Source organism: Hydrogenophaga sp. 5NK40-0174, assembly GCF_040372165.1.
Lineage (GTDB): Bacteria > Pseudomonadota > Gammaproteobacteria > Burkholderiales > Burkholderiaceae_C > Hydrogenophaga.
The window spans coordinates 1-23,052 of the sequence record NZ_BAABWG010000007.1; the positions used below are offsets into that span (position 1 = coordinate 1).

At 61.7% G+C, this 23,052-nt stretch carries 24 protein-coding genes and 3 tRNA genes; 9 read left to right on the forward strand and 18 right to left on the reverse strand.

From position 1 onward, the window contains the following. Window positions 1–53: 53 nt before the first annotated feature. The 11 genes from ABWV89_RS17960 to trpE all read right to left on the reverse strand — a co-directional run bounded on the left by ABWV89_RS17960 (window position 54) and on the right by trpE (window position 7,211). Window positions 54–128, reverse strand: a tRNA-Thr gene (locus ABWV89_RS17960). A 57-nt stretch (window positions 129–185) separates the two neighbouring features. Further along, a tRNA-Gly gene (locus ABWV89_RS17965) sits at window positions 186–259 on the reverse strand. Between the two features lie 76 nt (window positions 260–335). Further along, window positions 336–421: transfer RNA gene (locus tag ABWV89_RS17970), tRNA-Tyr, on the reverse strand. Between the two features lie 70 nt (window positions 422–491). Next, window positions 492–1,160 (reverse strand): uracil-DNA glycosylase, encoded by a 669-nt coding sequence (locus ABWV89_RS17975; protein ID WP_353400389.1) that lies wholly within the window; start codon window positions 1,158–1,160, stop codon window positions 492–494. A gap of 113 nt (window positions 1,161–1,273) precedes the next feature. Beyond that, window positions 1,274–2,086 carry an indole-3-glycerol phosphate synthase TrpC gene (trpC, locus tag ABWV89_RS17980; RefSeq protein ID WP_353400137.1) on the reverse strand — a complete coding sequence of 271 codons (813 nt, stop codon included), beginning with the start codon at window positions 2,084–2,086 and terminating at the stop codon, window positions 1,274–1,276. After that, window positions 2,067–2,255, reverse strand: a complete 189-nt coding sequence (locus ABWV89_RS17985; protein ID WP_353400140.1) for a hypothetical protein — start codon at window positions 2,253–2,255, stop codon at window positions 2,067–2,069. Before ABWV89_RS17985 ends, trpC begins: the two co-directional genes overlap by 20 nt. A 16-nt stretch (window positions 2,256–2,271) precedes the next feature. Beyond that, window positions 2,272–3,330 carry an anthranilate phosphoribosyltransferase gene (gene trpD, locus ABWV89_RS17990; protein WP_353400142.1) on the reverse strand — a complete coding sequence of 353 codons (1,059 nt, stop codon included), beginning with the start codon at window positions 3,328–3,330 and terminating at the stop codon, window positions 2,272–2,274. Window positions 3,331–3,386: 56 nt separating this feature from the next. Next, window positions 3,387–4,046, reverse strand: coding sequence for a LysE family translocator (locus ABWV89_RS17995; protein ID WP_353400144.1), 660 nt, complete (start codon window positions 4,044–4,046; stop codon window positions 3,387–3,389). A gap of 38 nt (window positions 4,047–4,084) precedes the next feature. Next, window positions 4,085–5,182 carry a low-specificity L-threonine aldolase gene (ltaE, locus tag ABWV89_RS18000; protein ID WP_353400147.1) on the reverse strand — a complete coding sequence of 366 codons (1,098 nt, stop codon included), beginning with the start codon at window positions 5,180–5,182 and terminating at the stop codon, window positions 4,085–4,087. Next, window positions 5,179–5,775, reverse strand: coding sequence for an anthranilate synthase component II (locus ABWV89_RS18005; protein ID WP_353400150.1), 597 nt, complete (start codon window positions 5,773–5,775; stop codon window positions 5,179–5,181). Before ABWV89_RS18005 ends, ltaE begins: the two co-directional genes overlap by 4 nt. Then, the gene (trpE, locus tag ABWV89_RS18010; RefSeq protein WP_353400391.1) at window positions 5,772–7,211 is read right to left on the reverse strand and encodes an anthranilate synthase component I; all 1,440 of its coding nucleotides are present in this window, start codon (window positions 7,209–7,211) and stop codon (window positions 5,772–5,774) included. Before trpE ends, ABWV89_RS18005 begins: the two co-directional genes overlap by 4 nt. Before the next feature lie 511 nt (window positions 7,212–7,722). Between trpE and ABWV89_RS18015 the strand changes: the two genes are divergently transcribed. Together ABWV89_RS18015 and ABWV89_RS18020 are read left to right on the forward strand one after the other, a co-directional pair. Next, window positions 7,723–8,337, forward strand: coding sequence for a chalcone isomerase family protein (locus ABWV89_RS18015; RefSeq protein ID WP_353400153.1), 615 nt, complete (start codon window positions 7,723–7,725; stop codon window positions 8,335–8,337). Between the two features lie 116 nt (window positions 8,338–8,453). After that, window positions 8,454–9,593, forward strand: a complete 1,140-nt coding sequence (locus tag ABWV89_RS18020) for an ABC transporter substrate-binding protein (RefSeq protein ID WP_353400155.1) — start codon at window positions 8,454–8,456, stop codon at window positions 9,591–9,593. Window positions 9,594–9,624: 31 nt separating this feature from the next. Here ABWV89_RS18020 and ABWV89_RS18025 read toward each other — a convergent pair whose 3' ends face one another. Both ABWV89_RS18025 and rpe read right to left on the reverse strand, forming a co-directional pair. Next, entirely contained in the window at window positions 9,625–10,302 is a 678-nt protein-coding gene (locus tag ABWV89_RS18025) for an HAD-IA family hydrolase (protein WP_353400393.1), read from the reverse strand. A 235-nt stretch (window positions 10,303–10,537) separates the two neighbouring features. Continuing rightward, a complete protein-coding gene (rpe, locus tag ABWV89_RS18030) occupies window positions 10,538–11,224 on the reverse strand; it encodes a ribulose-phosphate 3-epimerase (protein WP_353400158.1) in 687 nt (228 codons plus the stop codon). Between the two features lie 124 nt (window positions 11,225–11,348). On the opposite strand from rpe, the gene apaG reads away from it, so the two are divergent. The 6 genes from apaG to ABWV89_RS18060 all read left to right on the forward strand — a co-directional run bounded on the left by apaG (window position 11,349) and on the right by ABWV89_RS18060 (window position 16,066). Further along, the gene (gene apaG, locus ABWV89_RS18035) at window positions 11,349–11,738 is read left to right on the forward strand and encodes a Co2+/Mg2+ efflux facilitator ApaG/CorD (RefSeq protein WP_353400160.1); all 390 of its coding nucleotides are present in this window, start codon (window positions 11,349–11,351) and stop codon (window positions 11,736–11,738) included. Window positions 11,739–11,795: 57 nt separating this feature from the next. Then, on the forward strand, window positions 11,796–13,205 hold the full coding sequence (locus ABWV89_RS18040) for a cation:proton antiporter (RefSeq protein WP_353400163.1): 1,410 nt from the start codon (window positions 11,796–11,798) through the stop codon (window positions 13,203–13,205). Between the two features lie 11 nt (window positions 13,206–13,216). Then, window positions 13,217–14,212, forward strand: coding sequence for a thiamine-phosphate kinase (gene thiL / locus ABWV89_RS18045; protein WP_353400166.1), 996 nt, complete (start codon window positions 13,217–13,219; stop codon window positions 14,210–14,212). A gap of 49 nt (window positions 14,213–14,261) precedes the next feature. Continuing rightward, window positions 14,262–14,801 carry a phosphatidylglycerophosphatase A family protein gene (locus ABWV89_RS18050; protein ID WP_353400169.1) on the forward strand — a complete coding sequence of 180 codons (540 nt, stop codon included), beginning with the start codon at window positions 14,262–14,264 and terminating at the stop codon, window positions 14,799–14,801. Window positions 14,802–14,849: 48 nt separating this feature from the next. Further along, window positions 14,850–15,341: a CinA family protein gene (locus ABWV89_RS18055; protein ID WP_353400172.1), complete on the forward strand. Its 492-nt coding sequence runs from the start codon at window positions 14,850–14,852 to the stop codon at window positions 15,339–15,341. 227 nt (window positions 15,342–15,568) lie between these two features. Continuing rightward, window positions 15,569–16,066 carry a hypothetical protein gene (locus ABWV89_RS18060; RefSeq protein ID WP_353400175.1) on the forward strand — a complete coding sequence of 166 codons (498 nt, stop codon included), beginning with the start codon at window positions 15,569–15,571 and terminating at the stop codon, window positions 16,064–16,066. 14 nt (window positions 16,067–16,080) lie between these two features. Here the strand turns inward: ABWV89_RS18060 and ABWV89_RS18065 are convergent, their stop codons facing one another. Continuing rightward, window positions 16,081–16,878 (reverse strand): UPF0149 family protein, encoded by a 798-nt coding sequence (locus ABWV89_RS18065; RefSeq protein ID WP_353400178.1) that lies wholly within the window; start codon window positions 16,876–16,878, stop codon window positions 16,081–16,083. A 162-nt stretch (window positions 16,879–17,040) separates the two neighbouring features. On the opposite strand from ABWV89_RS18065, the gene ABWV89_RS18070 reads away from it, so the two are divergent. After that, complete coding sequence (locus ABWV89_RS18070) at window positions 17,041–18,663, forward strand: FMN-binding glutamate synthase family protein (protein ID WP_353400181.1); 1,623 nt, start codon at window positions 17,041–17,043, stop codon at window positions 18,661–18,663. Between the two features lie 6 nt (window positions 18,664–18,669). On the opposite strand, the gene ABWV89_RS18075 is transcribed toward ABWV89_RS18070, so the two are convergent. The 4 genes from ABWV89_RS18075 to lptB all read right to left on the reverse strand — a co-directional run bounded on the left by ABWV89_RS18075 (window position 18,670) and on the right by lptB (window position 23,029). Continuing rightward, a complete protein-coding gene (locus ABWV89_RS18075; protein WP_353400184.1) occupies window positions 18,670–19,131 on the reverse strand; it encodes a PIN domain-containing protein in 462 nt (153 codons plus the stop codon). Then, window positions 19,128–20,480, reverse strand: coding sequence for a THUMP domain-containing class I SAM-dependent RNA methyltransferase (locus ABWV89_RS18080; RefSeq protein WP_353400187.1), 1,353 nt, complete (start codon window positions 20,478–20,480; stop codon window positions 19,128–19,130). Before ABWV89_RS18080 ends, ABWV89_RS18075 begins: the two co-directional genes overlap by 4 nt. A 79-nt stretch (window positions 20,481–20,559) precedes the next feature. After that, complete coding sequence (gene rpoN / locus ABWV89_RS18085; RefSeq protein ID WP_353400190.1) at window positions 20,560–22,200, reverse strand: RNA polymerase factor sigma-54; 1,641 nt, start codon at window positions 22,198–22,200, stop codon at window positions 20,560–20,562. Window positions 22,201–22,279: 79 nt separating this feature from the next. Next, complete coding sequence (gene lptB, locus ABWV89_RS18090) at window positions 22,280–23,029, reverse strand: LPS export ABC transporter ATP-binding protein (protein WP_353400396.1); 750 nt, start codon at window positions 23,027–23,029, stop codon at window positions 22,280–22,282. Window positions 23,030–23,052 lie beyond the last annotated feature (23 nt).

The following is a 23,052-nucleotide window of genomic DNA, read 5'->3' on the forward strand; positions in this document are numbered from 1 at the left end:
TTTCAGCTCCGTTTTACAAAAATTGCCGAAATAACCAGATCAACAAATGCGTTTGGTGCCCATGGGCAGGATCGAACTGCCGACCTCTCCCTTACCAAGGGAGTGCTCTACCACTGAGCCACATGGGCATTGACAGGAATACCTGCCAACACAAATCACTGCCACACCCAACGAGCAAAGTGATATGGAGCGGGAGACGGGAATCGAACCCGCGTCATCAGCTTGGAAGGCTGGGGTTCTACCATTGAACTACTCCCGCCCGAATCGGGCCGCGCCGCCTGGCAGCGAGCACGAACCGCACAAGGCGAGCAGCGCTCGCACATCACTTTGATCGCTGGTGGAGGGGGCTGGATTCGAACCAGCGTACGCGTAAGCGGGCAGATTTACAGTCTGCTGCCTTTAACCACTCGGCCACCCCTCCGTAGCGAAGCCTTGAATTATGCCATGAAAATTCTGGAATAGTGAAGCCCCGGGTGATTTATCGCGTCATGTCACCATTTAACGGCCGGTCGGCCCTGCTCTTTCAGCCAGGCATTGGCTGCGGAAAAGTGGCCGCAGCCTAGAAATGGCGCGGGCCCGCGCGTCGCCGACAGGGGGGAAGGGTGGTTGCTTTGCAGCACAAGGTGCCGCCCCCGATCGACCAGAGCTTGCTTTTTCTGGGCGTGCGCACCCCACAGCATGAACACGGTGGGTGATGCGTCCGGCCCACCGCAATGACCTACCAATGTATCGGTCAGTGTCTCCCAGCCTCTCCCGGAGTGGCTGGCGGCCTGGCCATCTTCCACAGTCAGGCATGTGTTGAGCAGCAACACACCTTGTTCGGCCCAGCGCACCAGGGACCCACTGGCGGGGACAGGCATTCCCAGGTCGTGCCCCAGTTCTTTGAATATGTTGCGCAGGCTTGGCGGAATGCGGACACCATCGGGGACGGAGAAGGCCAGGCCCTCCGCCTGACCTGGACCATGGTACGGATCTTGGCCGAGGATGACGACGCGAACGTCCTTTGGCGCCACGGCAGAGAGCGCTCGCAAGGGCTCAGGCGGGTAGATGTGCGCCCCCGTCGTCATGCGTTGCTCCAGAAAAGAAAGCAACCCACGTCCGTCCTCGGACTGAAAGTAATTCCTCACATACGGAAGCCACCCGGCATGAACCTTCCACATGCCGGGATCCACAGTGGTCAGCCGTGGAGCACCGCCACCGGCCACCGTCACCTCGTCCGTCAACGGAAGGCCGAGCTGCGCTGACTCCATCATCTGGCGCCTGACCTTGGGCATCAGGCAAACAATTTGGCCAGCGCCAGACCTGGCTCGGGCGACCGCATGAATGCCTCGCCCACGAGAAAGGCGTTCACCCCGGCCTTGCGCATGCTCTGCACATCGGACGGCGCCAGGATGCCGGACTCGGTGATCAGCAGGCGGTCAGCTGGCACATCGGCCAGCATGCCCAGGGTCGTCTGCAGAGTGACTTCGAAGGTGCGCAAGTTGCGATTGTTGATTCCGACCAGTGGCGTCTTGAGCTTGAGCGCTCGCTGCAGCTCTTCAGCATCGTGCACCTCGACCAGAACCGCCATGTTCAGGCCATGTGCCACAGCCTCGAGCTCTGCCATTTGTGCATCTGACAGACATGAGGCAATGAGCAGAATGCAGTCTGCCCCCATGACTCGCGCTTCGTAGACCTGGTACGGGTCCACCATGAAGTCCTTGCGAAGCACAGGCAGCGCACAGCTGGCACGCGCCTGCTTGAGGTAGTCAGGGCAGCCCTGGAAAAACTGACGGTCCGTCAGCACCGACAGGCAGGCTGCACTGACTTTCCCGTCGCCTTCTGCATAGCTCTGCGCAATGTCAGCGGGAATGAAGTCTTCCCGAAGAACGCCTTTGCTGGGACTGGCCTTCTTCACCTCGGCAATCACGGCGGCCTGCCCTGCGGCGATCTTGGCCCGCAGCGCGCCTTCGAAGTCACGCGTGAGCAAACGGGTTTCGGCGTCTTCACGCATCGCTTCGAGCGATACGCTGCGCTTGGCCTGTGCGATTTCCTCGTGTTTGACGCCGACAATTTTCTGAAGAATGTCAGGGTTGTTGGTGCTCATGTTTCGATTGTTCGGATAAATGGGCTTCGGAGGATGCACCGGTTGGATCGCTTGGTGGCGTCTTGAGTACCTTCATCACCACCCGGTGCATGACAAAGCCGGCCAAAACGAACAGCACGGACACGCCAATGGCGATCCAGGCGCCTTCGTTTTGCAGCCAGACGGGCATACGGGCTACCGGCAGGTCAGGCCGCAGCCGCCTGCGAAAAGCTGCGCAGCGATTCCAGCTTGGCCAAGGCCTGACCGGATGCCAGCCCCTCTTTGGCTTTTTCGATGCCGGCTTCGATGCTGTCGCACACATTGGCGGCATAGAGGCTGGCCCCCGCATTGAGCGTCACGATGTCTCGGGCGGCGCGCAGATTCTCATCGTCGCGGTTTTCCAGCACGCCCATGAGCATGTCACGGGACTGTTCCGGCGTTTCCACCTTGAGCGCCCGGCCACCCGCCATGGCCATGCCGAAGTCTTCCGGATGGATCTCGTATTCGGTGATCACACCATCACGCAGTTCGCCCACCATGGTGGCCGCACCCAGGGAAATTTCGTCCATGCCATCGAGGCCGTGCACCACCACGGCGTGTTCGGCGCCCAGACGCTGCAGGGCTCGCACCTGGATGCCCACCAAGTCAGCGTGGAAGACGCCCATCAGGATGTTGGGGGCAGAGGCTGGGTTGGTGAGAGGCCCCAGGATATTGAAGATGGTCTTGATGCCCAGTTCGCGGCGCACCGGCGCCACGTTCTTCATGGCGGGGTGGTGGTTGGGTGCGAACATGAAGCCCACGCCCACATCGGCAATGCTTTTCGCAATGGCGTCTGGCGGCAGGTTGATATTGATGCCCAGGCTCTCCAGCACGTCGGCACTGCCGCTCTTGCTGGACACACTGCGACCACCGTGTTTGCTCACCCTTGCGCCCGCAGCGGCGGCAACAAACATGGAGCAGGTGGAAATGTTGAAGGTGTGGGAGCCGTCACCGCCCGTGCCCACGATGTCCACCAGGTGGGTGCGGTCGGCCACTTCCACCTTGGTGGAAAACTCGCGCATCACCTGCGCTGCAGCCGTGATTTCGCCGATGGTTTCCTTCTTGACGCGAAGACCCGTGATCAGCGCTGCTGTCAAGGTCGGGGAGACTTCGCCACTCATGATCAAACGCATCAGGTGCAGCATCTCGTCGTGAAAGATCTCGCGGTGCTCGATCACACGCTGGAGCGCTTGCTGAGGGGTGATGGCAGGTGTCTTTTGTGTCATGGCGATATCAGAAAGTCAAATGTGGAATCGGCCTGCGAAGCGATTCGTGTCAAGGATCAGGTGGAACTGGGATTGTCGGTCAGCGCCAGGCGGATGCCAAACCCGATGAACAGGCACCCGGCCACGCGGTCGAGCCAGCGCATTCCGCGCTGCACGAGGTTCGAGCGGCGCGTGGCCCAGTCGGCCAGCCAGGCGTAGCCAAAGTTGATGGGCAACGAATTCACATTGAAGATCACCCCCAGCGCCAGGAACACCCAGGCTTTGTGCGCAGTGTCGTGTGCGATGAACTGCGGCACGAACGCCAGGAAGAACAGGGCCACCTTGGGGTTGAGCACATTCGTCAGAAAGCCCCGTCGGTAGACGGACCAGAGATCCACAGACTCCGGGGTTGCTTGCTGGGTGCCAGCGCCAGCCAGCGGCACCGATGCCCCCGAGGACAACAAGGCCCGCACACCGATATACAGCAGGTAAGCCGCACCACACCACTTGAGCAGGTTGAACGCCAACGTTGAGGTCGACATGAGCGCACTCAGGCCAACGGCGGCGGCCACCACATGCACCATGCAGCCGCTCACGATACCCAGCGCCGCCACCATCCCGGCGCGAACGCCCTGCTTCAGGGATGACGTGATGATGTACAGCACGTCTGGCCCGGGCGTGAGGTTGAGCAGCCAGCCAGCGACGATGAACACGAGGAGTTGAGGCAAGTCAGGCATGTTCGTCTCAAGGCTTCGTTCGGGGCTGCGGGGCCCGCTCAGTAAGGCCCGCTTTTTGCTGCTGCCGATCCACCGGCAGGCAACTCGGAAAAGAACCGCCGGACGGTGGCGACTGCGTGCTCAATGCCTTGCCTGTCCACACCCAGGTGTGTGACGAAGCGCAAGCCGATCAGACCCGTGGCCAATACCTTGTTGGCGGCCAGGAATTCGAGCAAGGCCGGACCGCGCCCGTCGGCCACGTCCACAAACACGATGTTGGTGGCAGCGGAGCGAACACTGAGGCCTTCAATGCCCCGAAGGCCTTCAGCGAGCAGTGCCGCGTGGGCATGGTCGTCGGCCAGACGTTCCACATGGTGTTCGATGGCATGCAGTGCGCAGGCCGCCAACAAGCCAGCCTGACGCAAGCCGCCGCCCGCCATTTTGCGAACACGGCGGGCACGTTCGATGAGCTCTTTCGAGCCACACAGAGCAGAGCCGACCGGCGCACCCAGGCCTTTGCTGAAGCAAACCGACAGACTATCAAAATGATCGGCAATCTCGCGCAGGCGTTCGTAGGGCGTCTGCCCCTGGGCGGCTGAGGCCACGGCGGCGTTGAACACACGTGCTCCGTCCAGATGGGTGTTGAGACCCTTGTCGCGCGCCAGCGCTGTGGCGCTGCGCAGATATTCGTCGGGCATCACATTGCCGTTCCATGTGTTCTCCAGGCACAGCAGGCGGGTGCGCGCGAAGTGCGGATCGTCGGGCTTGATGGCCCCGGCGATGTCGGCCAGCGCCATGCGTCCCTGAGCGTCCTGCAGCAGGGGCTGCGGCTGCACGCTGCCGAACACCGCCGCGCCACCGCCTTCGTACCGATAAGTGTGCGCCAGCTGGCCGACGATGTATTCGTCGCCCCGACCGCAATGGGCCAGAATGCCGCAGAGGTTGCTCTGTGTGCCCGAGGGCATGAACAGCGCGGCTTCCTTGCCAGTGAGGGAGGCGATGCGCTCCTGCAGCGCATTGACCGTGGGGTCGTCGCCAAACACGTCGTCGCCCAGGGGTGCCGCCATCATGGCGGCACGCATCTCGGGCGTTGGCTGGGTGACGGTGTCACTGCGCAGGTCGACCACCGTTCGGGCTGCTTCAGCGACGTCGCTCATCGTGCCATCTCCAAAAAGTTTCGAAGCTGCGCATGACCGTGCTCCGTGAGGATGCTCTCCGGGTGGTATTGCACACCCTCAATGGGCAAGGTGGTGTGCTTGACGCCCATGATTTCACCGTCATCGGTCCAGGCCGTGACTTTCAGGCACTCGGGCAACGAATCGCGCTCGATGGAGAGCGAGTGGTAGCGGTTGACCGTGAAGCGCTGGGGCAGGCCTGCGAACACACCTTCTTGCGTGGTGGTGATGTCGCTGGTCTTGCCGTGCATGAGTTCCTGGGCCCGGATGATCTTGCCGCCGAAGGCCGCGCCGATGCTCTGGTGCCCCAGGCACACGCCGAGGATGGGGAGCTTGCCAGCAAAGTGCTGGATGCAGGGCACCGAAATGCCTGCTTCCATCGGCGAACACGGCCCGGGTGAAATCACGAGCAGTTCAAACTCGCCATTGGCGAAACGCTGATCGAGTTCGGCAACGGTGACTTCGTCATTGCGGACGACGGTGACGTCAGCGCCCAACTCTCCGAGGTATTGAACAATGTTGTAGGTGAACGAGTCGTAGTTGTCCACCATAAGCAGTTTGACCGGGGCTTTCATTCCATGCCCTCCTCGACCAGCTCGGAGGCGCGCAGCAAAGCGCGAGCCTTGTGCTCGGTTTCTCTCCATTCCATCTCGGGAATGGAGTCGGCCACGACACCGGCAGCCGCCTGCACATAGAGGGTTTCATCCTTGATGATGCCGGTGCGGATGGCGATGGCAATGTCCATGTCGCCGGCGAAGCTGAGGTAGCCACAAGCGCCGCCGTAGATGCCACGCTTGACGGGTTCGAGCTGATCGATCAGCTCCATGGCGTGCACTTTGGGAGCGCCGGTGAGTGTGCCGGCCGGGAAGGTGGCTTTGAGCACGTCCATATTGGTCATGCCGTCGTTGAGGATGCCCTCGACGTTGCTGACGATGTGCATGACGTGGCTGTAGCGCTCTACCGCAAAGGCTTCGGTGACTTTGACCGTGCCGATCTTGGCGATGCGGCCGATGTCGTTGCGGGCCAGGTCGATCAGCATGACGTGCTCGGCGCGCTCTTTCGGGTCGCCCACCAGCTCGATCTCGGTGGCCTTGTCCTTCTCAGGCGTGGCCCCGCGGGGGCGCGTACCGGCCAGCGGTCGGATGGTGACCTTGCGGCCTTCTTCGGTGTGCTCCTCGCGCACCAGGATTTCGGGCGATGCCCCCACCACGTGGAAATCACCGAAGTGGTAGTAATACATGTAGGGGCTGGGGTTCAGGGACCGCAGGGCGCGATACAGCGAGAGCGGGGGCTGGGTGAATCGCTTGTGGATGCGCTGGCCCACCTGGACCTGCATGAAGTCCCCGGCAGCGATCAGCTCTTTGGCGCGGTCGACCGACTGGAGGTAATCGGCCTTGTCAAAACTGCGCTCGGCCGGGAAGCTCTCGCCTTTGGCCATGGGCGGCACCGTCACCGGTTGACGCAAGGCCAGCTTGAGGGCCTGGAGTCTGGCCTGTGCCTGCTCGTAGGCGCCATCGACGCCCGGGTCGGCAAAGACAATCATGTGCAACTTGCCCGAAAGATTGTCGATGACGGCAACCTCCTCACACTGCAGCAGCAGAATGTCGGGGCAACCCAGGTCATCTGGCGGGCAGGTGGTCTCGAGCTTCTTCTCGATGTAGCGAACGGCGTCGTATCCGAAGTAGCCGGCCAGGCCACCGCAAAAGCGGGGAAGCCCCTCAGTCAGAGCCACCTTGAAGCGGGCCTGGTACTCGGCAATGAAGTCCAGCGGGTTGCCAGCGGCTGTCTCGACCACTTCGCCATCCGTGACGACTTCGGTGCGGGCCTGGTCGCCAAAGCCACTGGACCGCAAAACGGTACGGGCGGGCAGGCCGATGAAACTGTAGCGGCCAAAACGCTCGCCCCCCACCACGGATTCGAGAAGAAAGCTGTGGCGCCCGTCACCTTCGGCGTGGGCCAGTTTGAGGTAAAGGGAAAGCGGCGTTTCGAGGTCTGCAAAGGCCTCGGCCATGAGAGGAATGCGGTTGTAGCCTTCGGCGGCCAATCGCGAAAAATCAGAAGCGCTTGTCACTGCGGAATCTCCACTTGCCCGCACATGGCCTGCTGTCAGGTCATCTCGGGCATGTCAAATCGGGGGCGAGTCATGGTCCGAGCTGGCGCATGACCTGGGGCACATCAGGAGTCGTTCGACCACCGGCGCCCCGCGGGGGGATGGGCACGGATGTCAGACTGGCTTACGCCAGGGCCAGGCTCCCCCGCCGCAATGGCGTGGCAGCGAGCCTGCATGGGTCGTCGTGCTGGAGATCGTCATGATGGCCGCAGTTTAGCAAAATCATGTGGCACCCTCGCCAAGCTCGGGTTGTCAGCACGACACAATCGCTCGTGCGCTATATCACGCAGGGGGTGACTGTTGCATTTTCAGCAGTCAGAATGCGCTGAAGCGCACTCGATGAAACAGTGTTTCTGTTCCATCATGAAGCACTCAATGAAGCAACACTGAGATTTTCCACAGGTTAAGCCCTATGACCAAGTTAAGTTTTCGTGAATTGTTCGGGCCACTGGGCGCTGTACTGGTGCTTATGCTCAGTCTCGCCGGATCGGCCAGCGCATCGGAGATAGAGCTCTCCGGCATCAAGGTACCTGCCACCGTCAATGTCGCCGGCAGTCAACTGGTCCGCAACGGGGCGGGGATTCGATACAAGGCCATTTTCAAGGTGTATGTCGCCAGCCTTTACCTCACGACCGACAAGGCGAACACACCGGCCAAAGTGGTTGCGGCCCCGGGCCCGAAGAGGCTGGTGCTGACCTTGCTGCGGACCGTCAAGTCAGACGAGCTGGGCAAGCTCTTCGCTCACGGTATCGAAGACAACATGGACTACAGCAAGTTCTCCAAGCTGGTCCCCGGCGTCATGCGAATGAGCGGTATATTCTCGAAGTACAAGTCCTTGGGCGAAGGCGAGACCATCACGGTGGACTGGATTCCGGGCAAAGGCATGCTGGTACTGGTCAATGGCGTCCAGGAAGGCGAGCCTTTCAAGGAGCCCGAGTTCTTCGAAGCCATGATGGGCATCTGGCTGGGCAAATCGCCAGCTGACTGGCGGCTCAAGGATGCGCTGCTGGGCAAACCTGTCGAATGACAGGACTTTCAAAGCACTGACTACGCCGCAAACAAAAGGGTTTGCCCCGATAGAGCCACAGGCTTACTTTGACTCAAATAGTCATCTTTCGCCTGACAACGTCTAGTGGAGTTCGAATGGAATTGCGTCGACGTGACATCTTGATGAGCATGGCTGCTGGCAGCCTGTCCCTGAATGCGTTTCCAGCGCTGGCTGCTGGAAACGAGATCGTGCTGGCTCAGATTGGCCCTTTCACGGTGTTGCCTGCACCCGACGCCAAGCTGCTCAATGAAGGCTTCCAGGCCTGCGTGGCGGACATCAACAGCAAGGGCGGCATTCAGGGCCGCAAACTCAAGCTGCTGACACTCGACGATGCCTACTCGTATGAAGGGTTCATGAAGCAGCTTCCGGTGGCCAGGGAAGCCGGTGCCGTCGCCCTGCTCAACCCGATCGGCTCGGCAACCCTCAAACGGGTACTGGACGAAGGCACCCTCGACCAGCAGGACATGCTGGTACTCAATGCCATTCCAGGGGCTTCTGTGCTGCGGGACCCAGGACACCCTCTTTTGCTGCATGTCCGTGCCGGCGACGAAGAGCAGATCGAAAAGATCGTCGCCCACGCCCAGATTCTCACCATCCAGTCGCTGGGTGTGCTTTACCAGAACATCCCGATGGGCAGTTCAGGGTTCGCCTCGGCACAACGGGCGGCCAAGGCGCTGGGCAGCATGCGCGTAGAGGGTTCGGAATCGGCCCCGGATGCCGCATCGCTCAAGGCCGCTGCCGAGAAACTTGCCGCCTCCAACGTTCAGTCGGCTCTGGTCGTTGGTGCTCCCAAGTTCATGGGAGAAGGCATCGGCGCCTTGCGCAATGCGGGCATGTCACAGCAACTGTTCACACTGTCCTACCTGCCCGTTCCGGCCTTGCAGAAGTTTGCCGGAGAGAAGGGCGCGCGAGGCGTCGGCATTGCACAGACCTTCCCCAACCCTTCGGGCATCAAACTGCCCGTCCAGCGCGAGCTGGCCCGCATCATGCAAACCCACATGCCAGAGGTGAAAAATCTCTCCGGGTTCCACATGGAGGCCATGATCGTGATGCGTACATTCGAGGCTGCCGCCAAGCGTGCCAGCAGCATCTCCGGCGCCGCCATTGCGCAGGCTGCCCATCGCATGGGTGAGATCGATCTGGGCGGATTCAGGATCGACTTCTCCGACAGCAATGTCGGCAGTCACTGGGTGGACATTGCTGTGGCAGCGCAGAACGGCCGCCTGATGTACTGACCGGGGTGCCGGGCGCTCAGAAGGCGCCCGGTCACAACATGGCTTTCAGTTTTCGGGCGCCGTCTTCCAGGTCGCTCAGGTAATCGTCAGCTGCCACATCGGAGATGGGCTCGCCATGGTTGTACCCGTATGGGACCAGCCACACAGAGCAACCGGCTCCACGCGCGGCCAATGCGTCGTTTCGCGAATCGCCGATCATGACGGTGCGCACGGGCTCGCATTGCATCGCTTCGCATGTGCGAATCAGCGGGAGCGGATCGGGTTTCTTCCGTTCAAACGAGTCTCCGCCGAACACCCAGCCGAAGTGCTCAAGCAGGCCCTTCTTTTGCAACAGCTCGACTGCGAAAGCCCGCGGCTTGTTGGTCAGGCACGCCAGCGGAAGCTCGAGAGCCGTCATGGCCGCCAGGCCGGCGCTCACTCCCGGATACACCGCACTGTGATCACCGTTGATCGCCAGGTACGCCTGCTGGTAGATGTCCCAGGCCTTGGGCAGCAGGCGCCGGGCATCCTCTTCAGAAAGGCCTCCCGCCGCCAGGGCTGAAACAATCAGGTGCTCGGAGCCCTTGCCGACCATTCGTTCGATCTGCTCGCGTGAGACTGCCGGGCGACCCAGCTCCGACAGAGTCTGATTGAGCGCAGCATCAAAATCCCCCAGCGTGTCCACCATGGTACCGTCGAGATCGAGAATGATGGCCCCCACACTGGTCATGTGACCCCCACGCTCCGCCGCTTCGCGGGTCGCTGCCCCCCGAGGGGGCTGACTCGCCTTGGGGCGGCCCGGCGGCGAGTCGTCTCTGCTCTTCTCGTTGTTCATGTGGCCCCCACGCTCCGCCGCTTCGCGGGTCGCTGCCCCCCGAGGGGGCTGACTCGCCTTGGGGCGGCCCGGCGGCGAGTCGTCTCTGCTCTTCTCGTTGTTCATGTGGCCCCCACGGCGAGAGTTGAGCTCATCCGGCGAGGGCTCCGCGCATCTGGTCGATGACCGACTTGTAGTCCGGTTTGCCAAAGATGGCGCTTCCGGCCACAAAGGTGTCGGCGCCCGCATCGGCGACACGCCGGATGTTGTCCGCCTTGATGCCGCCATCCACCTCCAGGCGAATGTCTTTGCCGCAAGCTTCGATGCGCTTGCGGGCGGCTTCAATTTTGCGCAGCGCAGAATCGATGAAGCTCTGGCCACCAAAGCCGGGGTTGACGCTCATGATCAGAATCAGATCAATGTCATCGATCACCCAGTCCAGCACGTCCAGTGGTTCTGCCGGGTTGAAAGTGAGGCCGGCCTTGCAGCCTTTGGCCTTGATGGCCTGCACACTGCGATGGACGTGCGCCGAAGCGTCCGGGTGGAAGCTCACCAGGTCAGCCCCGGCGTCGATGAACGCGCCAGCCAGCGCATCGACAGGCTGGATCATGAGGTGCACGTCGATGGGCACGGCTGTGCCGTCTGGCTTTTTCGCGTGTGGTTTCAGCGCCTGGCACACCATCGGACCGAACGTCAGGTTGGGCACGTAGTGGTTGTCCATCACGTCGAAATGGATCCAGTCCGCACCGGCTTCGATAACCTGGCTGACTTCCTCGCCCAGACGGGCGAAATCGGCGGACAAAATGGAGGGAGCGATGCGGTATTGAGGCTTGGACATTCTTGAACCTGGCGCCAGTGTCTGGCTGTGTCATTGTGGGGCTGATTTCCCTATTTTCGCAGGATGAGAAGGTCTTCGCGGGCATGCAACGGATATCCCGCCTGAAACGGGTAACATCGGCGCCATGCCGAAGTACCAATTCACCTGCGACGTCGAACCGCAATACCTGGCGGAGCAATCGGCCCCGGACGAGGACTTGTACGCCTTTTCCTACACCATCACGATCACCAACACGGGCGATGTCGCCTCCCAGCTGATTTCGCGGCACTGGATCATTGAAGACGCCAATGGCCAGACAGAAGAAGTCAAGGGACTTGGCGTCGTCGGCAACCAGCCATTGCTGCGCCCGGGTGAGTCTTTTCAGTACACCAGTGGCACCCGCTTGCAAACCCCCAGCGGCAGCATGAGGGGAAGCTATTTTTGCGTCGCTGAGGATGGAGAGCGCTTCGAATGCGCCATCGCGCCATTTGTCCTCAGCAGCGATGACGCGCAACCGGCCCGCACCTTGCACTGAGCTGGCGCTGTCAGCTCAGCGGCTCGTCCACTCTGAAGGGTTCTCTGCATGGAATTCATGCCCCAATGGCCAATTGAGCTGAACACTCTGTTCTTCTTTGGCTTCCTGTTGTTCTGCGGCGCTCTCGGAGGGTTTCTCGCCCACCGGATGAGCTGGCTGCCCAGTATCACCGGCTTCATGCTGGTGGGCCTGATTGCCGGCCCCAATGTGCTCGGCATCTTTGACTACGAGTCTCTGGCTGAGGCGCGTATCGTGGTGGACATTGCGCTGGCACTGATTCTCTACCGACTCGGTCTGTCGCTGGATTTCAAGGAGCTCATTCGTGACCGGCCGCTGCTGCTCGTCTCGCTGGTGGAAAGTGCGCTGACCTTTGCGGCTGTCTACTACGCACTGATGTGGCTGGGCGTGGACCAGCTGGCCTCAGCCGTGATCAGCGCCATTGCCATTTCATCATCGCCTGCCGTGCTGATGCACGTCAGTCACGAACTGGGCGCCCACGGTCGCACCACAGACCGCTCCGAGGCCCTGGTGGCGATGAACAACGTCATCGCATTCCTGGTGTTCGCTGCCATGATGCCTCTGGTCTACCGCCAAAGCGAGGCGCCGCTGGCCACCATCATTGGTGCGCCGCTGTACCAGTTGATCGGATCGGGTGTCCTCGGCGTCGTGCTCGGCTGGATTCTTCACCTGGTGGCCCGCTGGACGCGTCACGCCCCGCAGTACAGCCTGGCGCTGGTGGTCGGCGCGGTGGCGATGACACTGGGCCTGGCCCTCTCGTTTGGCCTGTCAGCCCTGTTCGCACCTTTGGTCCTGGGGGTCGTGGTGCGCAGTGCAGAGAAGACCAATCTGATCGCCAAAATGGAGTTTGGCCCGGCGTTCGAGCTCTTTTTCGTTGCACTCTTTGTTTATGCAGGGGCCAACCTGCACCTCAAGGAGATGGCTCAGTTCGCCCCGGCCGCTGCGGTTTTCGTTGTGGCCCGGTCACTGGCCAAATGGGTTGGCGTTGCGGGTACCGGCTTTCTCATGAAGTGGCGACGCAAGGTCAGCCTCAACGCAGGTCTTGTGCTTCTGCCCATGGCCGGTATGGCGATCGGCCTGGCCCAGACAACCAGCGAGCAGTTCCCGCTGATTGGCGCACAAGTGGCTTCGATCGTGCTGGCGGCCGTGGCGGTCTTTGAGACCATTGGTCCTCCCATCGTGGCGCGTGCTCTGGCCTGGGCAGGGGAAGTCCACGGTAACGACGACGACAGGGGCATGACGGTCGCAGATGCCATCAAGGAGCCCGAGCCGGATCACATGGTCAGCCTTGACAGCAAGAGTGATCAGGACGGCGACGGCGACCAAGATACAAGCCAGGATGAAAGCGCCGAGCAGGAAAACGCACCTGACGATGCGTCTGCACTGAAGGAGCACTCAGCATCGCCCGCCGGCCAAGAGAACGGTGGGGAGGATGAGCGCAAGGCCTGAAAGGCAGCAGCGTGAGCACCGGCGAATTTGATCTGATCGCCCGGCATTTCACCGGGCGTGCCGCCAGACAGGCGAATACCTGGGTCAGGATGGGCATCGGAGATGATGCAGCTGTCCTGGCACCTGAGCCTGGCCATCAGATGGTCATCTCTACCGACATGCTCGTCGAAGGGCGGCATTTTTTCGCCGACGTCTCCCCTGAAGCTCTGGGCCACAAGGCCCTGGCTGTCAATCTCAGCGATCTCGCGGCCATGGGTGCGCGCCCACTGGGGTTCACGCTTGCGTTGGCGCTTCCGGCAGCCGATGACGCATGGCTGGAGAAATTTGCAGAGGGAATGTTTGCCCTTGCAGAAGCCCACAACTGCCCGCTGCTCGGAGGTGATACCACCAAAGGGCCACTCAACATCTGCATCACCATCTTCGGTGATGTGCCCGATGGCGCTGCACTGCTTCGCGGTGGCGCCCAGGTGGGTGACCTGATCTACGTCTCGGGGACCATCGGCGACGCACACCTGGCGCTGGCCAACCGGCTGCAAGGCTCGGACGCCACTGCAACCTTCCTACCGGAGGACCTTCGGACGCTTCTACAGGCGCGGCTTGATCGCCCAACGCCCCGCAACCAGCTGGGCATGCTGCTGCGTGGGATAGCCAGTTCGGCCATTGATCTGAGCGACGGACTCAGGGGCGACCTGCTTCATCTGGTGCGTGCCAGTCATGCAGGCGCAGATATCCAAGCCAACGCGCTGCCCGCGAGCGCAGCCTTGACACAACTGCCACCCACTCGCCGGCTGGCGTGTCAGGTCAATGGTGGTGACGACTACGAGCTCCTCTTCACTGCACCGAAAAGGCATGCACAGGCGATTGAGCGGCTGGCCATCGAGTGCAAGCTGCCACTCACACCTGTCGGCCAGATCACGGCCGACCACGATTCCGTGCGGTTTCTGGACGATGAAGGCAGTCTGATCGACCCACCCGGCACCAGCTTTGACCATTTCGCTCAAACCTGAGCGCCTGGCGAACAATGGTCCGGGACTCGAACAACAGGATAATGCCCGCATGGTCACCTCTATCACCGAACCCAGCGAGCCGCTGCCCAAGCGACGGCCGACAGCGGCTTTTCTGATGGCGCATCCAGCCCATTTCATCGCGCTGGGCGCCGGATCGGGACTCTCACCCAAGGCGCCGGGAACGGTCGGCACACTGTGGGCGTGGCTGGTCTTTGCCGTCATGGCACCCTGGCTGAGCGACTCTGCGTGGGCGGTAACCATTGCCATCAGCACACTTGCAGGCTGGTGGGCATGCACCGTCACTGCCAAACACATGGGTGTCCCGGATTCGGGGCACATCGTCTGGGATGAGGTGGTCGCTTTCTGGCTGGTGCTGTGGCTGGTCACGCCAGCGAGCTGGGTGGGGCAGCTGATCGCCTTTGTCCTGTTTCGCCTGTTTGATGCGGTCAAGATAGGGCCGATGGCCTGGGCAGACCAGCATTTCAAAGGGTTCGGCCCCCGGGGAGGCTTTGGCATCATGCTGGATGATTTTGCGGCGGCTCTTTGCACGCTGCTGGTGATCGCCGCATGGCAGTTCTGGGCGATCTGAACGCGTTGCCCGCAGCCACGCAGGCAAACACAAGAGGAGTGAAGGGCGATGGATGACACTTCGCTGCAAGGGCTGGTCAGCCAGCTTGCGCGCCTCCTGACAAAGCGGTGCGAGATGATGGCCACCGTCGAGAGCTGTACGGGCGGACTTATTTCCGCCAGTTGCACCAGCATCAGTGGGTCCAGCGACTGGTTTGAACGAGGCTTCGTGACCTACTCCAATGAAGCCAAATCGACACTGGTCGGCGTCGACCCGGCCATCATCGATGCGCATGGGGCCGTCAGCGAGCCGGTTGCCCGTGCCATGGCAGATGGCGGCTTGCGACACGCGCCCGTGCAGTGGTCTGTTGCAGTCACCGGTATCGCAGGACCTACCGGCGGTAGCGCCGAAAAGCCCGTTGGAACGGTGTGGTTCGCCTGGGGAACGCCCACCGGCGTAGAAACCGAGGTTCGGGTGTTTGGCGGAGACAGGGCGTCCGTACGCGCTGCCACCGCTGCCCATGCCCTGCAAGGCTTGCTCGAGCGCATCGAGGACGCATAAGTTTCTGGCTTCCTTTCGCCAGGAGGGCGAAAGCGACACAGGCCCCTGCCCAGAAGCGTGACGCTTGTCACAGTGCCGTCGGAGTGGCCCGACACCTCTGGGAAATGCTCGCGACAAACGCCGGATTTTTTGGTCGCTGGAGCGGAACCAGACCGTTCAACGGTTAGTCTACGCACGCTCCACCGCTGAATGACGACGCGTGTCACCAGCGCCAAGACTCCAAAACAATGCCCCTGAAGAAGCTGCTCAACCGCCTGCGCCCGGCCCATAACGAGGCCTTACCGCCGAACCCGCCCGAGCATCAGGGTGTGGCATCCGCGCCTGCGCCTGCGCAGCACTACCTCAGCAAGAAGGACATCAGGCACGCCATCGTCGAGCATGTCCAGTGGTGCGCCACTTTCAATGACCACCTCAGCGGCACGACCGATTCGGTTCTGCCCGGAGCCGCTTTGCCTGCATCGGGCTTGCCGCCACTGCCTGACGCGGTCAAGAGCGGGCTGGGACAGTGGCTGAGAGACCAGGAAGAAGCCTTCGGTGCCGCACGGCCGGTACTCCAGGAGATCAGGGCCGAACAGCTTCGACTGCATACGCTGGCCAAGGAGGCGTTGCGCCTGACCAGGCGTCACCGGTTTGGCGACGCCAGCAAACTGCTCAATACCGACTTTGAGCGCAGCCGACAGCGCATCGTGCAATTGCTCAGGTCGCTGGAGCCTGCCGACGACTGAGGTGTGTCGGCGACTCAGGCGGCGCCATGGCACTTCTTGAATTTCTTGCCACTACCGCACCAGCACGGATCATTGCGTCCGGGCAGATCGGCCTTGCGCGCCGGATCCACCCTGGGACCCAGCGTCTTCCATAGCTGACGAAGGTCATACACGGCCCAGACAGCGGCTGCCCACTGGTTCATGCGCTCATCACTGACAGTGGGTTCGCCCTCTTCTTCAAAGAGATTGTGCTCGGGCGTCCCCGTATCGTCTTCGGTCAAAGCCACGATCTGACTCAAGGCCTGATCAAGCCACTCGGCGGCCTCTTTGTCGCGCGGCGAGACCCACTCCTCTTCCCAGTTTTCGACCACAAACATGAAGCCCAGCGCCCAGACCTGCGCGAACGCAGGGATTTCCTCGTCGCTCACGTCCTCACGCTCTTCCGGCGGCAATGAAAGCAGTGCGCCTTTCACATCGGATATCTCGGGCTGATAGCAGCCGTCGTCGCTGAGGTTCTCGACGACGTTGTCGAGGTTTTGCGAGACCTCGTTCCACCGCTTGTTCCACAGCGCCATGAAGCGCTCTTTCTGCGCTTCATCATCAAACTGGTTGATGCCCCCATCGCCGACTTCCAGCAGCAAGGGCAGGTACTCATCAGGACCAACCGGCCTGCGCGTACAGATGAGCGCCGCCATGGCGCCATCGAGGAACTCCCACTGAGGGGTCTCCTCGTCCCGCTTGCGCAGGGCGTCCAGGATGTCGTCAATCTCCTGGGTGTCGTTCTCGTTGAACGCGTTGTCGTCCTGGTTGCTGGTTTGTACGGGTTCAGTCACGCGGTGTCCTTGCCGAAAAATAGTCACTCCGGCCAATTATCATGGTGGCAGTGTAGGGCCTGTTTGTATCCATTTTCCACGATGTCAGTGGTTTGGCTGCGATATCGACGAATCAGAACAATTCGCACAAACCGGCCCAGATCCTCATAAAGGTCTCTCCACATGCTCGACAGATTGAACGCCTTCTATCCGGTCAGGTACACGGCCATGGCTGTGTGCGTGTTCTTGTTTGCCATCAGCCTGCTTGCCGCACTGACAGGCCATCCGGCCGGGTGGTGGTCGGCGCTCGTCTTTGGCGGGCTGTGCTGGATCGGCTGGTGGGACATGCGGCAGACACGCAAGTCCGTGCTGCGCAACTATCCCATCATTGGCCACCTGCGCTACATGCTGGAGAAGATCCGGCCAGAGATTCGCCAGTACTTTCTGGAAAGCGACACCGAGGCCACGCCCTTTTCGCGCAGCCAACGCACGGTCGTCTATGCACGAGCCAAGGGCCAGACCGACAAGCGCCCCTTCGGCACACAGCTTGACGTTCACAAAGACGGCTATGAGTGGTTGAATCACTCGATCAACACCACTTCACTCGAGTCGCACGACTTTCGGGTCACCATCGGTGGCCCCGACTGTCGGCAGCCCTACAGCGCGAGCGTCTTCAACATCTCTGCCATGAGCTTCGGCGCCCTGTCTGCGCGCGCCGTGGAGGCACTCAACTCGGGCGCCAAGAAGGGCGGATTCGCACATGACACGGGCGAAGGCGCCATCTCCACCTGGCATCGCGTCCACGGAGGTGACCTGATCTGGGAAATCGGCTCGGGCTATTTCGGCTGCCGAGACGACGAAGGGCGCTTCAACCCTGAGCGCTTCAAGGCCAACGCGGCCGATCCGCAGGTCAAGATGATCGAGGTCAAACTCAGCCAGGGGGCAAAGCCCGGGCACGGCGGCATGCTGCCAGGCGCAAAAGTCACGCCGGAAGTGGCCGAAGCCCGGGGGGTCCCGGTCGGCAAGGACTGCATCTCGCCTTCTTCCCACAGCGCTTTCAGCACACCGCGTGAACTCATGGAATTCATGGCTCAATTGCGCGAACTCTCCGGTGGCAAGCCCGTGGGCTTCAAGCTGTGTATCGGTCACCCCTGGGAGTGGTTTGCCATCGTCAAAGCCATGCAGACCACCGGCATCACGCCCGACTTCATCGTCGTGGACGGGTCTGAAGGCGGCACCGGTGCCGCCCCTCTGGAGTTCACGGACCACATCGGCATGCCACTGCAAGAGGGCTTGCGCATGGTGCACAACACCCTTGTTGGCGTGAACCTGAGAGACCGCATCCGCATCGGTTGCGCGGGAAAGATCGTGACCGCCTTTGACATTGCACGTGCCATGGCGCTGGGTGCTGACTGGTGCAACAGTGCACGTGGCTTCATGTTTGCTCTGGGCTGCATTCAGGCACAGGCCTGCCACACGGGCCATTGCCCGACGGGCGTGACCACCCAGGACCCACTGCGCCAGCAAGCCTTGATCGTGCCGGACAAATCGCAACGGGTGTTCCAATTCCACCAGAACACCTTGAAGGCACTGCAGGAGCTGATTCAGGCGGCGGGACTTCACCACCCGGGCGACATTGGCACCCATCACATCATGCGCCGTGTGAGTGAAAACGAAGTGCGCCCTTTGGCCACCCTGCTGCCCGAGGTGCCCTCCGGAGCATTGCTGCGCAAGACAGAGGGTTTGCCGGCTGCCTATGCCGTCTACTGGAAGCTGGCCAGCGACGAACGGTTCAGCATGAACTGAACCGAGTCAAGGTGTTGGCCACACAGCCATGACTGTGGCTCCGACCTTGGCCAGGCGCCTGGTCATGCAAAGGACCGCAGCGTCTTTGCTGAGCAGCACGGCTTGGTGCGCCACAGCCAGATCGATGAATTTCTGGTCATCGCCATCCTTGCAGGTGTATGGCGCCTTGGCCGCATCCGGCGCAATTTGCACCATGGCCCGCCATTGCGACATGACTGCGCCGGCTGTCATGGACTGCGATGCCAGGCGGCGGGCAATCTGCGGATAGGCTAGCACCCTTTCGAGCTCGACACCCATGGATTCTGTGGCCAGCCATGGTGACAGCACGGAGGGGTGGGGGCCAGCGACATCCGGCATCGCCAACGCCTGCCTCAGACTATCCGTCGCCGGGTCCTGGAACACCAGCAAATCCAGCGCAATGTTGGTGTCGATCACCACCGGGCAGCGCCCTTGAACGGGCGCACTCATTCGTCAGCCGTTGGCCTGGGTCCGCGCGCGATCAAGTCGAAGCGAAACAGGCGGCATTCGATGGGACCATTCCACAGCGGCACGCGACGCGAAGCCTTGAAGCGCATCTTGCCCGGCAGCTTGCTGTCAGGCGTGAGCAACCAGGCCGTCCAGCCAGCGTAGTGACTCTTCCAGTGCGCGGACAGGCGTTCAAAAAAGGTATCGCTGTCGCTCTCTGTGCCGTCGCTGCTCTGAAAACCTTCGCGGCCCGCAGGAGAAGCTGAAGCAGCCCCATTGGCGCCCACGGTGAACACCCTCGGCGCCCTGCCGCCTGCGGCGCGTGTAGAGGCTCTGGTTCGGGCATCCTGACCGGCGGCACCGGCGGCCGCAATGCGTTCGCCATAGGGCGGATTGAGCAGCAACACACCGGGAGTCTCGGTAGGGGGACGGCGTTCCAGTGCATCGCCTCCGCGCAGTTGCACGGCAAATGCCACGCCCGCACGCTCAGCATTGCGCTGTGCAAAGTCGACCATACGGAAAGCCACATCGCTGCCAAACACGATAGGCGAATGCCCGTCCGGCCATTGCCTTCGCGCTTTTGCTGCCTGGTCCTTGAGCGACTGCCACACGTGCTGTTGGCAAGGGATCAGTTTTTCAAAAGCGAATCGCCGCTGCAGGCCTGGCGCAATGTTCAAAGCCATTTGCGCCGCTTCAATGACCACCGTGCCGCTGCCGCAACAAGGGTCGTACAGCGGAGGGATGTCGTCCACCGACTCGGCCGCACGGGCCTGGTCGTCCCACCCCGTCGCAGCGATCATGGCTGCGGCCAGGGTTTCCTTCAGCGGCGCATCGCCCTTGTCTTCTCGCCAGCCCCGCTTGAACAAGGGCTCGCCCGTGGTGTCGATATAGAGCGTCAGCTCGTCAGCCGTCAGGTGGGCGAACACCCGCACATCCGGCCACCTTGTGTCCACGCTGGGTCGTTCGCCGCGCTTGGCGCGAAACCGGTCACAGACGGCATCCTTGATCTTCAGTGCGGCAAAGTTCAGGCTCTTGAGCGGGCTGTGCTGCGCCGTGATCTCAACCTTGAGTGTTTGATCAGGGTCGAACCAGATCTCCCAGGCGACGCTGGAGGCGGCGTCGTACAGGTCCTCTTCTTGCCGGTAGCGCCCGTTCCACAGGCGAACCAGCACGCGCTGAGCCAGGCGGCTGTGAAGATTGAGCAGCATGGCATTGCGCCACGACGTGCGCACCTGCACGCCAGCACGGACCGCGCGAACCGGCTCGTCTGCTCCGACGAGCCGGCGGACCTCGGCTTCAAGAAATGCTTCGACGCCGGCCGCGCAGGGCAGAAAGATGTCCAACTGATTCATGCGATGGATTTGACTGTTCAAGACAAGTCGCGTTCACCCGCGACCTGGGAGCCATAGGGTCCGGTTCAGAAGGCGGAGCTCAAAGCGCCTTGCGTAGATTGGCCGGAGCGATCCGCAACGATTCCCGGTATTTGGCCACGGTTCGGCGCGCACACTCAATACCCTGCTCGCGCAGCATGGCAGAAAGCTGATTGTCGGACAACGGCTTGCTGGGTTCTTCGGAGGCGATGAATTGCTTGAGCAGCGCTCGCACCGCTGTGCTGGACGCGTTGCCTCCCGTTTCCGTTCCCAGGGAAGAGCCAAAGAAGTACTTGAGCTCATAGGTGCCGAATGGCGTGGCCATGTACTTGGCCGTGGTCACACGGCTGATGGTGGACTCATGCAAGCCCAGCTCGTCAGCGATCTCGCGCAAGACCAGAGGGCGCATGGCCAGCTCGCCGTGCATGAAGAAATTGCGCTGCCGCTCGACAATGGCGGTTGAGACACGCAAGATGGTGTCAAAGCGCTGCTGGATGTTCTTGAGGAACCACCGTGCTTCCTGCAACCGCTGTTGCATGGCGGCATAGCCCCCACTGTCGGCATTGGCGTCTTTTGTGCCGCCGCGGCTCTGTCTCATGGCGCCCGCATAGGCATCCTGAACCCGCACCTTGGGCATCACATCAGGGTTGAGCTGCACCTTGAAGCCACGCCCCGACCGACTGACGATCACGTCCGGCACGACCACCATCTGATCGACGTTGACGAAACGCCGTCCGGGCTTGGGCTCCAGGCCGGCAATCAGTGCCAGGGCAGACTTCACCAGTTCTGCTGGCAGGGAACACTGGGCGCTCAGCCGTTTGACGTCCCGCTTGGCGACCAGCTCCAGCGGCTGGTCGCAAAGCTGCAAGGCTGCCTGGGCCTCGGGCGTATTGCGCAATTCCATGATCTGCAGCCGCAGACACTCGCTCAGATCGCGAGCACCCACGCCTGCCGGCTCGAGATGCTGCAACCAGGCCAGGGCCGTGCGCAGCTGCTCTTCAGCCTCCTCCAGCTGCTCCACACCTGGAGGGGGCTCGCCCGCACCGTGTTTGAGGCGCCACCAATCGAGCGCCAGCGACATGAGGTCATCTTCAAGATAGCCGTCGTCGTTGAGCGACTCAATCAGGAAATACAGCGCGGCCTGATCGTCGTCACTCAGACGCATGCAGCGGGCTTGCTGGTGCAGGAAGTCATACAGGGTCTCGTGGGCGCTGGCCAGATCCATGGCGGAGACCTCATCCCCCCCATCGCCGCTTCCGGCGTTGCGCGCTGGCGCATCCCCCCCCCACTCGCCGTCATCGGGCGCCACGTCGACGCTGCCATCCCCTTCCCAGCTCTCCTCCACGGGCGCGTCACCATCGGCACGCAATTCCGCAGCTTCCTCGCGCGCCTCTTGTGCAGTGTCAGAAGTGGATGTGCCATCCTTTGTTGCAGAAGGACCGGCATCGGTCTCAGTGCTCTGGGCGGCGTCGATTTCGACGGCCTGCTCTCCTGAGCTCACCTGCGCATCCGACTGATCGAGCCCGAACTCCTCTCGTTCGGCCGCGTCGTCGGCGCGCTCGAGAAAGGGGTTCTCGTCGAGCATTTGCTCGACTTCCTGCGCCATCTCCAGCGTAGACAACTGCAACAGCCGGATCGACTGCTGCAGTTGAGGGGTCAGCGCCAGATGCTGGGAGACGCGTAGCGAAAGGCCTTGCTTCATGAGCCCCACACCAGCCGCACGCGCAGACCATCGCCAGCGTACAACCGTTGTCGTTGAGCTTGCACACCCGCACCCATGCCTACATCCTGAAGTGCTCGCCCAGGTACACCCGGCGAACATCTGCGTTGTCCACAATTTCCTGCGTTGTCCCGCTGGCAAGGACCTGACCATCCGAGATGATGTAGGCGTGATCACAAATGCCAAGCGTCTCTCGCACGTTGTGGTCCGTGATCAGGACACCGATGCCACGCGACTTGAGGAAGCTGATGATTTGCTGGATCTCGATCACGGCGATGGGATCGATACCGGCAAAAGGCTCGTCGAGCAAGATGAACCGTGGACTGGTGGCCAGGGCTCGCGCGATCTCGACGCGGCGGCGCTCCCCGCCGGAGAGCGCTGGGGCCGGGGAAGCGCGCAAGTGGTCCACCCTCAAATCCTTGAGCAACTGGTCCAGCCGGGCATTGATTTCCAGCTCGGACAAGGGTTGTCCGGCCACATCCACCTGCAACTCCAGAACCGCGCGGACATTTTGCTCGACGGTGAGTTTGCGAAAGATGGATGCTTCCTGCGGCAGGTAGCCCAACCCGAGGCGAGCCCGTCGGTGGATAGGCAAGCGTTCGATGCGCTTTCCATCCAGGGTGATTTCGCCGCCGTCAGCGCGCAGCAATCCGACGATCATGTAAAAAGAGGTGGTCTTGCCTGCACCGTTTGGTCCGAGCAATCCCACGACCTCACCCTTGTCAACCGAGAGTGAGACATCCTTGACGACCTTTCGGCTGCCATAGGATTTTTTCAGGCCCCGAACGTCCAGACGACTCTCGACAGCCATGGCCGGCGGCGATGCCGGCTCGA

Coding starts and splice junctions, on each gene's coding strand:
- ABWV89_RS17975 (WP_353400389.1), bottom strand. CDS start 1,160: ATGTGGAAGGTTCATGCCGGGTGGCTTCCGTATGTGAGGAATTACTTT.
- trpC (WP_353400137.1), bottom strand. CDS start 2,086: ATGAGCACCAACAACCCTGACATTCTTCAGAAAATTGTCGGCGTCAAA.
- ABWV89_RS17985 (WP_353400140.1), bottom strand. CDS start 2,255: ATGCCCGTCTGGCTGCAAAACGAAGGCGCCTGGATCGCCATTGGCGTG.
- trpD (WP_353400142.1), bottom strand. CDS start 3,330: ATGACACAAAAGACACCTGCCATCACCCCTCAGCAAGCGCTCCAGCGT.
- ABWV89_RS17995 (WP_353400144.1), bottom strand. CDS start 4,046: ATGCCTGACTTGCCTCAACTCCTCGTGTTCATCGTCGCTGGCTGGCTG.
- ltaE (WP_353400147.1), bottom strand. CDS start 5,182: ATGAGCGACGTCGCTGAAGCAGCCCGAACGGTGGTCGACCTGCGCAGT.
- ABWV89_RS18005 (WP_353400150.1), bottom strand. CDS start 5,775: ATGAAAGCCCCGGTCAAACTGCTTATGGTGGACAACTACGACTCGTTC.
- trpE (WP_353400391.1), bottom strand. CDS start 7,211: ATGGCCGAGGCCTTTGCAGACCTCGAAACGCCGCTTTCCCTTTACCTC.
- ABWV89_RS18015 (WP_353400153.1), top strand. CDS start 7,723: ATGACCAAGTTAAGTTTTCGTGAATTGTTCGGGCCACTGGGCGCTGTA.
- ABWV89_RS18020 (WP_353400155.1), top strand. CDS start 8,454: ATGGAATTGCGTCGACGTGACATCTTGATGAGCATGGCTGCTGGCAGC.
- ABWV89_RS18025 (WP_353400393.1), bottom strand. CDS start 10,302: ATGACCAGTGTGGGGGCCATCATTCTCGATCTCGACGGTACCATGGTG.
- rpe (WP_353400158.1), bottom strand. CDS start 11,224: ATGTCCAAGCCTCAATACCGCATCGCTCCCTCCATTTTGTCCGCCGAT.
- apaG (WP_353400160.1), top strand. CDS start 11,349: ATGCCGAAGTACCAATTCACCTGCGACGTCGAACCGCAATACCTGGCG.
- ABWV89_RS18040 (WP_353400163.1), top strand. CDS start 11,796: ATGCCCCAATGGCCAATTGAGCTGAACACTCTGTTCTTCTTTGGCTTC.
- ABWV89_RS18050 (WP_353400169.1), top strand. CDS start 14,262: ATGGTCACCTCTATCACCGAACCCAGCGAGCCGCTGCCCAAGCGACGG.
- ABWV89_RS18055 (WP_353400172.1), top strand. CDS start 14,850: ATGGATGACACTTCGCTGCAAGGGCTGGTCAGCCAGCTTGCGCGCCTC.
- ABWV89_RS18060 (WP_353400175.1), top strand. CDS start 15,569: ATGCCCCTGAAGAAGCTGCTCAACCGCCTGCGCCCGGCCCATAACGAG.
- ABWV89_RS18070 (WP_353400181.1), top strand. CDS start 17,041: ATGCTCGACAGATTGAACGCCTTCTATCCGGTCAGGTACACGGCCATG.
- ABWV89_RS18075 (WP_353400184.1), bottom strand. CDS start 19,131: ATGAGTGCGCCCGTTCAAGGGCGCTGCCCGGTGGTGATCGACACCAAC.
- ABWV89_RS18080 (WP_353400187.1), bottom strand. CDS start 20,480: ATGAATCAGTTGGACATCTTTCTGCCCTGCGCGGCCGGCGTCGAAGCA.
- rpoN (WP_353400190.1), bottom strand. CDS start 22,200: ATGAAGCAAGGCCTTTCGCTACGCGTCTCCCAGCATCTGGCGCTGACC.
- lptB (WP_353400396.1), bottom strand. CDS start 23,029: ATGGCTGTCGAGAGTCGTCTGGACGTTCGGGGCCTGAAAAAATCCTAT.